We start from the raw sequence: 12,087 nt of genomic DNA on the forward strand, positions 1-12,087 counted from the left end.
AATTGCCGGGTTCCCGGCCGAATAGGCGATGACTACCGTTTTTCATACGGAGTCATCGCCTATTCGGTGTTTCCGGAATCTGGACCCCCTGCATCCAGAAGGAGCCCTACCGTGCGGTATCGAAGAAATGCCATCGCGGCCCTGGCCATCGCCGGGTCCGTATTAGCCATGACGAATGCGACAGCGGGTGCCCACGACCCGAACACCCCGGAAGGCCAGGCCGCGATCCAGGAGTTCATGGCCGACTACCAGCAGCCCGACCGCAGCGCCCCGATCACGGGCACCGCGGCGGGGGTGCCGTGTGTCAACGGCAAGGCCGACCAGTACCCCTGCAAGAACGTCGACCTGATGAGCTACCTGCCGATGTCGACCATCGGCGGCGGCAACGGCAACGACATCTGGGGCTGGACCGACCCGACCAACAACAAGGAGTACGCGCTGGTCGGGCGCAGCAACGGCACGTCGTTCGTGGACGTGACCAACCCGACCGCGCCGGTCTACCTCGGCAACCTGCCCACCAACGGCGGCACGAGCAGCTGGCGGGACATCGACGTCTACGCCAACCACGCGTTCATCGTCGCCGACTTCGTCACCGGCCACGGCATGCAGGTCTTCGACCTGACCCGCCTGCGCACGGTGACCTCGCCGCAGACGTTCACCGCCGACAAGGTCTACACCGGCTTCGGCCCCGCGCACACGATCACGGTCAACCCGGCGACCGGCTTCGTCTACGCGAACGGCTCCAACACCTGCAGCGGCGGCTCGCACATGGTCGACGTCCGCACGCCGAAGAACCCGGTCAACGCGGGCTGCGTGTCCCAGGACGGCTACGTCCACGACAACCACTGCGTGACCTACGACGGCCCGGACGCGGCGTACCGCGGCCGCGAGATCTGCGTGAACTCCAACGAGGACACGATCACCACCGTCGACGTGACCGACAAGGCCAACCCGAGGCAGCTCTCGCGCATCGCCTACACCGGCGCGAAGTACGTGCACCAGGGCTGGTTCACCGAGGGCAAGCGGTACTTCCTCCTCGACGACGAACTCGACCACGAGGGCGCGGCCGACAAGCGGGCCAAGACCTACGTCTTCGACATGCTCAGCCTCGCCGCGCCGAAGCACATCGGGACCTACACCTCGTCGGTCGAGGCGACCGACCACCAGATGTTCGTCGTCGGCAAGTACGCCTACCAGTCGAACTACCGTTCCGGCCTGCGCATCCTCGACGTCACCAACGTGGCGAGCGGGTCGCTCAGCGAGTCGGGCTTCTTCGACATCTACCCGAGCAGCGACGGCGTCGGCTTCAACGGCACGTGGGCGAACTACCCGTTCTTCAAGAGCGGGAACATCATCGTCAACGGCATCGAGCAGGGCCTGTTCGTGGTGAAGCCGAACCTCGGGGGCGACCTGCCGCCGCGGGTGTACGAGAACCCGAACAACGTCAACGTGCCGGACGCGGGCGCCGCGGTCACCAGCGACATCTCGGTGACGGGTCTCGACGGCACCGCGCCCGCGACGACGAAGGTCGACGTGGACATCAAGCACACCTGGCGCGGTGACCTGGTCATCGACCTGGTGGCGCCGGACGGCACGGCGTACCGCTTGAAGAACTCCTCGGGCAACGACTCGGCGGACAACGTGATCGCGACTTACACGGTCGATGTGTCCTCCGAGTTGCTCAAGGGCACCTGGAAGCTCAAGGTCCAGGACGTCGCCCGCTACGACACCGGGTACATCGACAACTTCAAGATCACGTTCTGACCGCTGATGGGCCCCGACCGGGGCCCATCAGTGCGCCCGGACCCACTCCAGCAGACCCGGGCAGGCGGCCTCGACCATGGCCATGACCTCGGCGAATCCCTTGTCGTCGCCGTAATACGGGTCTGGCACGTCGAGGTCGCCGCCCGCGTCGGGGTCGAACTCGCGCAGCAACCGGACCGTCGTCGGGTCGGGAACCCGGGCCCGCAGCGCGCGGGCGTGTCCGGCGTCCAGCGCGATGAGGAGGTCGGCGTCAAGATGGTCGTCGTCGACCTGCGCGGCACTGTGGTCGGTCGGGTACCCGTTGTCGGACAGGACCCGCACGGTCCGGGGGTCGGCGGGGTCACCGACATGCCAGCCGCCGGTGCCCGCGCTGGTCACCCGGACCTGCTCGGCCAGCCCGGCGCGGCGCAGGTGCTCGCCGAACACCAGGGCGGCCATGGGGGAGCGGCAGATGTTGCCGGTACAGACGAAACAGATGTGCACAGGGAGAGAGTAGGGATGGACGAAGAGCCGTGGTGGTCACCGGAGCGGATCCGGCGGCTGCCCGCCCCGGAGCGGGCCAAGGCCATGAGCAGGCTCACCGAGGCCGTCGACCACCACCTGACGGTGCGGACCACCACCGACGACCTCGCCCGCCTGCGCTCGAAGCGCTGGCTACGCGCCCACGGCCTCACGGCCCTGGTGGAGTAGTGCTTCTTCGACCCTGTCGAGCCATTCGTGGACCAGGGCGTCGAACAGGGCGGGCTGTTCGAAGTGCGCGTTGTGCCCCGCGCGATCCAGGACCGCGAACGTCGCGCGCGGGTACGACTCCAGGATCCGGTACGGGTCGCGGTAGCCGGTCACGTTGTCCTGCCTGCCGGTGATCAGCACCGACGGGCAGGCGTACGGCCGGGGTTCCAGCGCCATCGTGCCCGCGTAGTCCGATCGGATCCGGTCCAGCGCCGCCGGGTCGGCCAGCGCCATGCCGGGATCGATCTCCTCGGCCTGCCGCCGCCGGGTCTCCTCGGTCAGCACGACCGCGATCTCGCTGAAGTCCTCGACCTCGCTCACCAGCACCACCCGCTCGTCGACGTCGCGCTCCATCCCGATCACCGGGCAGACCAGGGCCATGCCCGTGACTCGGTCGGGCTCGGCCGCCACCAGGCCGCGCGCCAGGTAACCCCCGTAGGACTCACCCGCGACGGCGTACCGGCCGGGCACGAGGGCGTCGATCGTGGCGCGCACGACGGCGAAGACGGCGTCCGTGCCGACCAGGTCCGCGGGCGCCTTGGTCAGGCCCATGCCGGGAAGATCAAGGTAGACCCGCCGCCAGCCGTCGCGCTTGGCGAAGACCGGCTCGAAGCAGCCGGTCATCAACCGGTGGTCCGGGGAGAAGCCGTGGAGCAGGACGGCGGTGTGGTCACCGTGGCCATGCTCGACGTAGTGGACATCGACACCGGCGGCATGGACGAAGGGCATGGTCGCGCAACCTAGCGGCGGCCGCGAGGCGGTCCAACCGAATTCACTAGAATCCTGGCGATGACCAGCACCGGATCCGACGAGCACGCCCTGTTGCGGCACCACGGCGATGTCGACGCCGCGCCGGGCCTGCTCGACTTCGCGGTGAACGTGCGCGGCGAGCGTCCCCCGGCCTGGCTGCGCGACCGGCTCGTCGCCGCGGTCGACCGGCTGGGCACCTACCCGTCCGCCGCCGACGACCTCGCCGCCCGCACCGCCGTGGCCGACCGGCACGGCCGCGACGCCGACCAGGTGCTCATCCTCAACGGCTCCGCCGAGGGTTTCGCGCTCCTGCCCCGGCTGCGGCCCGCGCTGGCCGCGCTGGTGCACCCGTCGTTCACCGAGCCCGAGGTCGCGCTGCGGCAGGCGGGCGTGCCCGTGCACCACGTGCTGCTCAGCGCGGACGACGGCTACGCCCTGCGCCCCGAACTCGTTCCCGCCGAGGCCGACCTGGTGGTCGTGGGCAACCCGACCAACCCGACCTCGACCCTGCACCCCGCCGACCTGATTCGCGCGCTCGCGCGACCCGGGCGGGTCGTGCTCGTCGACGAGGCGTTCATGGACGCGGTGCCCGGCGAGATCGAATCCCTGGCCCACGACCAGGAAACCCCCGGCCTGCTCGTCTTCCGCAGCCTCACCAAGACCTGGGCGGTGCCCGGCCTGCGCGCCGGATACGCGCTCGGCTCCCCGGACCTGCTCGCCCGACTCGCCGCCGACCGTCCACAGTGGCCAGTCGGAACCCTGGTGCTCGAAGCCGTCATCGCGTGCAGTGAGCCGCCCGCCGTGGCCGAGACCGAGGTGGCGGCCGTCGAAGCCCTGTCCCACCGCGAAGACCTTGTCGAAGCGCTGGAAGAACTTGGCGTCACCGTGACCGGACCGGCGTCGGCGCCCTTCCTCCTGCTGCGCGTCCCCGATGGCGAGCGCGTGCGGCAAGGCCTGCGGGCAAGGGGGATCGCGGTCCGCCGCGCCGACACGTTCCCCGGCCTGGGCCCGGACCACCTGCGGGTCGCCGTCCGCTCGCCCGAACAGTGCGCGCCGCTCGTGGCCGCGCTGAAAGCCGAACTCGCCGTGGAGGTCACCCTGTGACGACCGTCGCCGACGCGGTGGCCGCGCTCGACGCCGCCTACCCGCCCGCGCTCGCCGAGAGCTGGGACGCGGTCGGCCTGGTGTGCGGCGACCCCGCCGAGGAGGTCACGGGGATCCTCGTCTGCGTCGACCCGACCGAGTCCACAGTGGACGAGGCGATCGAACTCGGCGCGCAGCTGATCGTCGCGCACCACCCGCTGCTGCTGCGCGGGGTGCACGGCGTCCCCGCCGACACCCCCAAGGGCTCGCTCGTGCACCGCATGGTCCGCGCGGGTGTCGCCCTGTTCTGCGCGCACACCAATGCCGACGCCGCCGACCCGGGCGTGTCCGACGCGCTCGCCGAGGCGATCGGCCTGACCGTCACGGGCCCGCTCAACCCGAACGTCGACGGGACGACTGGCATCGGCCGGATCGGCACCCTCGACAAGCCCGAGCCGTTCGCCGTCTTCGTCGAGCGGGTGGCCCGCGCGCTGCCCGCCACCGAGGGCGGTGTGCGCGCCGCGGGCGACACCAACCGGCGCGTCCAGACCGTCGCGGTGTCCGGCGGCGCGGGTGACTCCTACCTCAGTGCGGCGGCCGCCGCCGGTGTCGACGCCTATGTCACCGCCGACCTGCGGCACCACCCGGCCAGCGAACATCTCGCAGCGGGCGGGCCCGCCTTGGTCGACGTCGCGCACTGGGCCAGTGAGTGGCCGTGGTGCGAGCAGGCGGCGGGCATCCTGCGCGCGGGCCTCGGCGGTACCGTCAGCGTCACCGTCTCCACCATCCGCACCGATCCTTGGACCGCCCAGTCCGCCGGGGCGCCAACCCGAACCGGGAGGTTCACCGGGTGAAAGCCGATCCCGCTGTCCAACGTCGTCTCCTCGACCTCGCAGGCGTCGACGCCGAACTGGCGCGCGTGCAGCACCAGCGGCGCACCATGCCGGAGCTGGCCGAGGTCGCCGACGGCGAGAAGGCCGCGCAGGCCAAGCGGGACGCGCAGGTCGCCGTGCAGATGCAGCTCGACGACCTCGACCGCGAGGTGGCACGGCAGGAGAAGGAGATCGACGCCGTGCGGGCCCGCGAGGACCGCGACCGCAAACTGCTCGCCGGTGGCACCGTCGGCGCCAAGCAGCTGACCGACCTCGAACACGAACTGGCCACCCTGGAGCGCAGGCAGGCCATCCTCGAGGACGACCTGCTCGAGCTGATGGAGCGCCGCGAAGCCGTCGAGATGGACGGCAAGCACGCCTCTGTCGAGCTGGCCAAGGCCGAGGACGCCCTGGCCGAGGCCAACCGCAGGCGCGACGAGAACCTCGCCGACCTCGACACCAACGAGTCCCGCCGCGACGCCGAGCGGGCCAAGATCCTGCCCGACATCCCGGCGGACCTGCTGGCCCTCTACGAGCGCAAGCGCAAGCAGAAGGGCATCGGCGCGGCCCTGCTGCGCGCCCGCCGCTGCGGCGCCTGCCGCATCGAACTCGACCGGCGCGAGATCTCCCGCATCAAGGACACCGCGGGCGACGAGGTCCTCGAATGCGAGGAATGCGGGGCGATTCTGATTCGGACCCCGGAGTCCGGCCTGTGAAGGTGATCGTCGAAGCCGACGGCGGTTCCCGGGGCAACCCGGGCCCCGCGGGCTACGGCGCCGTCGTCTTCGACGCCGCCACCGGCGCGGTCCTCGCCGAACGCGGCGAGGGCATCGGCCGCGCGACCAACAACGTCGCCGAGTACCGGGGCCTGATCGCGGGCCTGGAAGCCGCCGCGGAACTCGGCGCGGACACCGTCTCGGTCCGGATGGACTCGAAGCTGGTCGTCGAGCAGATGTGCGGCCGCTGGCAGGTCAAGCACCCGTCGATGCAGCCCCTGGCCGCGCGCGCCCGCGAACTGGTCCGCGCCTTCCAGCGGGTCGAGTTCGACTGGATCGCCCGCGCGAAGAACACCCACGCCGACCGTCTCGCCAATGAGGCGATGGACCGCCAGGCGGGCATCGAGCCGAAGGTATCCAGCGCTGCCACACCGGCCAAGGCCCCGTCGTGGACCGGCGTCCAGGGCGAGCCGACCCGGTTGCTGCTGCTGCGCCACGGCCAGACCGCGATGTCGGCGGAGCGCCGCTACTCCGGCCGGGTCGACGTCGCCCTGACCGACCTCGGCGAAGCCCAGGCCGAGGCCGCCGCCAAGCGGATCGCGAAACTCGACCACGTCGACGCCGGAACTCCCATCGTCGCCTCCCCGCTCTCCCGCACCATGTCCACCGCCCGCGCCGTCGCGGCGGCGACGGGCGGCGAGGTCACCATCCACGAGGGCCTGGTCGAAACCGACTTCGGCGACTGGGACGGTCTGACCTTCGCCGAGGCATCCGCCCGCGACCCGCAGCTGCACACCCAGTGGCTCTCGGACACGTCGGTGGCGGCCCCCAACGGCGAAAGCATGGACACCGTCCACCGCCGAGTCCGCAAAACCCGCGACGACTTGATCACCAAGTACGGCGGCAAGACATTGGTCGTGGTCAGCCACGTAACCCCGATCAAGTCACTGCTCCGCATGGGCCTGGATGTCGGACCATCGCTGCTCTTCAGACTGCATCTGGACCTTGCGTCGCTGTCGATCGTCGAGTTCTACCCCGATGGCAACGCCTCGGTCCGCTTGGTCAACGACACCTCTCACCTGGCCTGAAGAGGCACCTGAAGCCCGAGCTCAGCCCGTGAGAGCGACGGGCGCGCGAACGGTCGCCATGAGCCGAGCGAACTCGGACAGCGTCTCGTTCAGAGCCGCGGCGGCGAGCGGCCGAACGAAGCCACCCTCCTCAGGCGCCGCGATCATCCGGTCGAGCACGAAATGCCCGGGCAGCACATCGGTGGCTCCCAGCGCCCGCAGCAGCGGCAACAAGGCGAAGTCGATCGCCACCACATGCCCCTGCGTCCCCCCATTGGCCAGCGGCAACACCGCGATATCGGCCAAAACGCCTGAAGGCAGCAGGTCCAGCAGCGACTTCACCAGCCCGCTGTACGCGGCGCGGTAGACCGGGCTGGCCACGACCAGGCCATCGGCGGAAGACATGAGGTCGAGCGCCGCCCGGATCTCCGGATCGTCGACGTCCTCGGACAGAAGGGCGACGGTCGGTAAGTCGCGGACCGCGATCGTGTGCACCCGATGTCCGGCTCGGCGCAGCTCGACCTCGGCGTGGGCCACCAAGATGCCCGCCCGAGTGCTCGCCGACGGACTCCCGGAGATGATCACCACCGATGCCATCGCACACCTCCTCATCCCTCTCACCTGAGTAGAGCAGCCGCCCGCGACCTGCTCAAAGGGCGTCCACACCATGGGAGTGCCAAGGGAGGAGACGCGCTCCGTATCCTTGGTGTGCGGGCGAGTCGGCAGGGCGACCGCGGCGGTGTGACCCACCGACGAGGAAAGTCCGGACTCCGCAGGGCAGGGTGGTTGTTAACGGCAACCCGGGGTGACCCGCGGGACAGTGCCACAGAAAACAGACCGCCTGGTGAGAGCCAGGTAAGGGTGAAACGGTGGTGTAAGAGACCACCAGCACCTCGGGTGACCGAGGTGGCTAGGTAAACCCCACCCGGAGCAAGGCCAAGAGGGAGCCTCCGGGCTCCTGCGCAGACGTTCGAGGGCTGCCCGCCCGAGTCTGCGGGTAGGCCGCACGAGCCTGCCGGCGACGGCAGGTCTAGATGGATGGTCGCCGATCGGGATTTCGGTCCCGTGGACAGGATCCGGCTTACGGTCGGCTCGCCCGCCCTGTCCGCTCGAAATTTGAACGCTCGACATACACCGATCGGAGTAACTTCGCGCGAGACGCGCCAGAAGTTCACCTGTGAAATGTCACACCCCGCGTGCACGATGTGGTGCAGGTGGGTGAACTCCGCCGGTGACTGGGAAATTCGGGTGGTCATCGGCTCTGACCAGCCCCGTTCGACCGATGATGGGTGTAACAAAACTCATCCGACGGGAGGACACGGGCCTGGTGGATCTACGGAGCGCATCACATCAGCTACCGATCGTAATGACAATCATGTGCTCCTCATGAGACCCTCCTTGGGGCACAGCACAGACCTGCCGCGCCGGGTGGCACCGTCCGGCGCACTTGGGAGATCGAAATGACCACCCCGACCCTGATGACACTCGTGGACCTCGCCCAGCAGCAGCCGACCAACGTCGGCACCACTGGCGTCCGCGACTGGATCCTCAACAACATCATCCCCCTGCTTCTCCTCGTGGTCGCGCTGCTCGTGCTCTGGCTCGGTGGAGGTAAGGGCGACAACGCCGGCGTGATGCGCAGGCTCGGCGGGGTGATCGTCGCCCTGGGCATCGTCGGCCTCGCGGTGACCACCGACGCCGGCCAAGGCATCGGTCGCTGGATCGCCGGCCTGTTCACCGGAGGATGACCTGACGTGCGGATCCGCACCGACGACGAGGTGTACCGGGTCGACGCCGTGTGGCTCGGCCCGCCCAAGGCGACCTTCCCCTGGCGGGCCCGCTACGTGGCCTGGGGCATCGGCTCGGTCGTCTTCCTCTTCATTCTCACGATCCTGCGCAACGTGGGGATCGGTCTGTTCTGGTCGTTCTCCTGGGGGATGGTCGCGACCGTAGCCATCACCATGTTCATCTGCTCGCGGATCAGCCACGAACGACCCCTTGGTGCGGTTCTTGCCATGTGGGTGCGCGAAGTGACAGCCCCTCGCGAGATCATCGAGGGAACCGGCGGCGCGGCCAGCGCCGCCCAGGTCCGTGTGCGTTCCGAACTGCCCCGGCGACGCCCGCGGGGACGGAAGCGGAACAACGGTTACAGGGAGGTCAGCGGTGTTCGGACGAGGTAAGCGCGAGCCGGATGTGCTCGCGACGTACCCGGCGGGACATTCGCAAGGCCGATCCCAGGGGCAGGGCAAGCACGCGCGCTACGAGCAGGCCCGCTACGACAAAGAGGCGCGCAAGCGCGGCAAGCGGCTGCCCGGCGAGCAGAGCCTGCCCAGCTACACCCCGGAGATCTCCGCGCGCACGATCGACGGCCACCTGCTGCGCACCGGCACCGACGTCTACGCGTGGTACCGGCTCGCCCCGCAGCGCTGGTCGTTCCGGTCGGACTCGCAGCGCCAGGACCTGATCGCGGCGATCGCGGGCCAGTACGCCGAGCTCTCGGGCCGCTGGATGCACCTGCGGGTCACCACCCGGCCGTACCCGATCCGCATGTGGGCCGAGGCGCACGTGCACAACGCGGTCAACCGCCTGCCCGACGTGCCCGGCGCGCTGTCCTTCGACGACTACCTCGTCGGCGAGCAGCAGCAGCTCATGGGCCGCTCGATGGCCGAGAAAGAGGTCTACCTGGGCGTCCAGGTGCAGACCCGCAACGTCATGGACCGCGCCGTCGAGCGGGCCGCGCCGCTGCTGCGCAAGGTCTTCCCCGAGGCCGTCGACGCCGAGCTGCTGGCGATCGAGAGCGAGGTCGAGCACCTCGACCAGGTCATCGGCTCGGCCGGGCTCGAAGGCCGACCGGTCACCGCCGAGGAGATCTCCTGGCTGATGCACCGGTCGTGCTCACTGGGCCTTCCCGCTCCCCGCAACATGCCCGCCGTCCCCGGCGCGGCCTGGGAGCCCGAGGACCTGGCCAGCTTCACCGACGCCGCCGACTTCCACCAGGACCCGTACTCGCCCACGGTCACCGTGCGCGGCCGCACCGGCTCCAACGCCGGGGTCAAGCGGCACGTCGCGGTGCTGACCGTCGGCATGATGCACGGCCTGCAGATCCCCGAGATCGACGACCCGTGGGTCCAGCGCGCCGACCGGCTGCCCGCCGCCGTGGAGTGGTCCGCGCGCATCTACGTGCGCAGGCCCGAAGAGGTCCAGGGCGAGCTGGCGCGGCAGATGAACAAGGTCCGCTCCCAGGTCAAGCACTACACCGACGAGCACGAGCTGGAGCCGCCGCAGTCGCTGGCCCGGCAGGCCAGCCGGGTGCTGGAGATCGACGACGAGATGACCTCGGGCTTCACCGCCCTGGCCACCCGCGTCCGCTCCTGGTGGCGCCTGGCCGTGTCCGGCCCGACCGACCGCGACGCGCTGCGGCTGGCCCAGGAACTGCTCGACCTCTACAAGCCGAAGATCGCCATCGAGCACCCGGAGGCGCAGTACGCGCTGGCCAGGGAATTCATCCCAGGCGAGCCGCTCGCCTCCGCCGCCTACCTGCGCCGCGGCTCGGTCGTGTGGGCCGCGTCCTCGGTGCCGACGGCCACGGCCGAGGTCGGCGACCGGCGCGGCATCCTGCTCGGCGAGACCTGCACCGCGACCCGGCGCCCGGTGGCGTGGGACCCGTGGATGGCCCAGGAGATCCGCGACTCGTCCGGCCTGACCGCGATGGTCGCCGGGCTCGGTGGCGGCAAGTCCTTCCTCGGCGGCGGCATCGTCTACAAGACGCTGCGCGCCGGGGCGCACTGGACGATCCTCGACCCGTCCGGCCCGCTGGCGAAGCTGTGCGACCTGCCCGAGCTGCGGCCCTACGCGCGGCCGATCAACCTGCTCAACGCCCAGGCGGGCATCCTCAACCCGTACCGGGTGGTGGCCGAGCCTCGACTGGAACACTTCCTCGACGAGGAGGATCCGGAGCGCGCCTGGCGCCGGGAGAAGGCGCTGGCCGCCGCCACCCGCCGACGTCTCGTGCTCGACGTGCTCTCCGGTCTGCTGCCCTATGAGGTCTCGCGGCTGCCGCAGAGCCGCATCGTGCTGCTGCGCGCGGTCCGCACGGTCGGCGGTCGCGCCGACGCCGACCCCAGCCTGGTCTTCGACGCGCTGCGCCGCGACGCCAGCGAGCACCACGAGCACGCCGTCGTCGTCGCCGACTTCCTCGACGAGATGAAGGAGCGCATGTCGCTGCTCATCCCCGAGCGCGGCGCCGACCCGTACGACGAGCAGCGCGACGACCGGCTGACGGTCCTGACCATGGCCGGGCTGACCCTGCCGAAGGACGGTGTCGGCCGCGAGCACTGGACCGACGCGGAGGCCCTCGGCGTCGAGATGCTCAACCTCGCCGCCTGGCTCACCCAGCGGTCGATCTACGAGAAGCCCAAGGACATGCGCAAGGGCGTCTGGATCGACGAGGCGTTTTTCCTCTCCGAGGTCCCGACCGGCCGTGTCCTGATGAACCGCTTCGCGCGTGACTCGCGAAAGTGGAACGTCCGTGTGCTGCTGTCCTCGCAGATCCCGGCCGACTTCCTCAAGATCCAGGGCTTCGTCGCCCTCCTCGACTCGGTCTTCATCGGCCGCCTCGACGACGACCAGGCCCAGTCCGACGCGCTGCGCCTGCTCAAGGTCCCGGTCAACGCGGGCTACGAGCAGGTCATCGCCAGCCTGGGCAGGCGTCCGGCCCAGCGCGGCGTCGAACGCGACACCGCCCCCCGCCAGTTCATCTTCGGCGACGGCGCCGGTGGCGTGGAGCGCATCCGGATCGACCTGTCCGGCTCCCACCTCGAGCACCTGCGCGGGGTCATGGACACCACCCCCGACGCCATGCGCGAGCGCAACGCCCGCGCCGCCCTGCCCGCGGCCCCCGCGGGCCCGACGGCGCCCGCACTACCCGAACCGGAGCCGCTCGACGGCTCCACCATGCCCAGTGACGAGGAGTTCGAACGCGCGGCGGAATTCGAGCTCGGCCTGAGCGAGGACGAGTTCCTCCTCGAGCCGGACCCGGAGCCGTCCGACAAGAAAGACGGCGAGAAGAAACGCGGTCGTGAGGACGCGGCATGAGCGATGATGTGC

At 70.1% G+C, this 12,087-nt stretch carries 12 protein-coding genes and 1 other RNA gene; 10 read left to right on the forward strand and 3 right to left on the reverse strand.

Features of this window, described 5'->3' with window-relative positions; all coding sequences use genetic code 11:
• Positions 1-111 precede the first annotated feature (111 nt).
• Complete coding sequence (locus C8E96_RS13070) at positions 112-1,764, forward strand: choice-of-anchor B family protein (RefSeq protein WP_228770274.1); 1,653 nt, start codon at positions 112-114, stop codon at positions 1,762-1,764.
• Positions 1,765-1,791: 27 nt separating this feature from the next.
• Here C8E96_RS13070 and C8E96_RS13075 read toward each other — a convergent pair whose 3' ends face one another.
• On the reverse strand, positions 1,792-2,247 hold the full coding sequence (locus C8E96_RS13075) for a low molecular weight protein-tyrosine-phosphatase (protein ID WP_091383366.1): 456 nt from the start codon (positions 2,245-2,247) through the stop codon (positions 1,792-1,794).
• Between the two features lie 15 nt (positions 2,248-2,262).
• Here C8E96_RS13075 and C8E96_RS13080 point away from each other — a divergent pair, with 15 nt between their 5' ends.
• Complete coding sequence (locus C8E96_RS13080) at positions 2,263-2,454, forward strand: hypothetical protein (RefSeq protein WP_091383365.1); 192 nt, start codon at positions 2,263-2,265, stop codon at positions 2,452-2,454.
• Here C8E96_RS13080 and C8E96_RS13085 read toward each other — a convergent pair.
• Complete coding sequence (locus tag C8E96_RS13085) at positions 2,419-3,222, reverse strand: alpha/beta fold hydrolase (protein ID WP_091383364.1); 804 nt, start codon at positions 3,220-3,222, stop codon at positions 2,419-2,421. The genes C8E96_RS13080 and C8E96_RS13085 overlap by 36 nt on opposite strands.
• 60 nt (positions 3,223-3,282) lie before the next feature.
• Between C8E96_RS13085 and cobC the strand changes: the two genes are divergently transcribed.
• From cobC to C8E96_RS13105, 4 genes are read left to right on the forward strand one after another with little or no spacing between them, the layout of a single operon-like run.
• Positions 3,283-4,347, forward strand: a complete 1,065-nt coding sequence (gene cobC / locus C8E96_RS13090) for an Rv2231c family pyridoxal phosphate-dependent protein CobC (protein WP_091383363.1) — start codon at positions 3,283-3,285, stop codon at positions 4,345-4,347.
• A complete protein-coding gene (locus C8E96_RS13095; protein ID WP_091383362.1) occupies positions 4,344-5,180 on the forward strand; it encodes a Nif3-like dinuclear metal center hexameric protein in 837 nt (278 codons plus the stop codon). Before cobC ends, C8E96_RS13095 begins: the two co-directional genes overlap by 4 nt.
• On the forward strand, positions 5,177-5,914 hold the full coding sequence (locus C8E96_RS13100; protein WP_091383361.1) for a zinc ribbon domain-containing protein: 738 nt from the start codon (positions 5,177-5,179) through the stop codon (positions 5,912-5,914). The genes C8E96_RS13095 and C8E96_RS13100 overlap by 4 nt, the downstream gene beginning before the upstream one ends.
• A gap of 2 nt (positions 5,915-5,916) precedes the next feature.
• Positions 5,917-7,002 (forward strand): bifunctional RNase H/acid phosphatase, encoded by a 1,086-nt coding sequence (locus C8E96_RS13105; protein ID WP_091383360.1) that lies wholly within the window; start codon positions 5,917-5,919, stop codon positions 7,000-7,002.
• Positions 7,003-7,023: 21 nt separating this feature from the next.
• On the opposite strand, the gene ssuE is transcribed toward C8E96_RS13105, so the two are convergent.
• A complete protein-coding gene (gene ssuE, locus C8E96_RS13110) occupies positions 7,024-7,578 on the reverse strand; it encodes an NADPH-dependent FMN reductase (RefSeq protein ID WP_091383359.1) in 555 nt (184 codons plus the stop codon).
• 118 nt (positions 7,579-7,696) lie between these two features.
• Between ssuE and rnpB the strand changes: the two genes are divergently transcribed.
• The 4 genes from rnpB (at position 7,697) to C8E96_RS13130 (ending at position 12,075) form a co-directional block, all read left to right on the forward strand.
• Positions 7,697-8,080, forward strand: an RNA gene (gene rnpB / locus C8E96_RS13115) — RNase P RNA component class A.
• Between the two features lie 361 nt (positions 8,081-8,441).
• Positions 8,442-8,729 (forward strand): hypothetical protein, encoded by a 288-nt coding sequence (locus tag C8E96_RS13120; RefSeq protein WP_091383358.1) that lies wholly within the window; start codon positions 8,442-8,444, stop codon positions 8,727-8,729.
• Positions 8,730-8,735: 6 nt separating this feature from the next.
• Complete coding sequence (locus tag C8E96_RS13125; RefSeq protein ID WP_091383357.1) at positions 8,736-9,161, forward strand: hypothetical protein; 426 nt, start codon at positions 8,736-8,738, stop codon at positions 9,159-9,161.
• Complete coding sequence (locus C8E96_RS13130; protein ID WP_091383356.1) at positions 9,145-12,075, forward strand: ATP-binding protein; 2,931 nt, start codon at positions 9,145-9,147, stop codon at positions 12,073-12,075. Before C8E96_RS13125 ends, C8E96_RS13130 begins: the two co-directional genes overlap by 17 nt.
• The last annotated feature ends 12 nt before the right edge of the window (positions 12,076-12,087 follow it).

This window comes from Actinokineospora alba, from assembly GCF_004362515.1.
GTDB lineage: Bacteria > Actinomycetota > Actinomycetes > Mycobacteriales > Pseudonocardiaceae > Actinokineospora > Actinokineospora alba.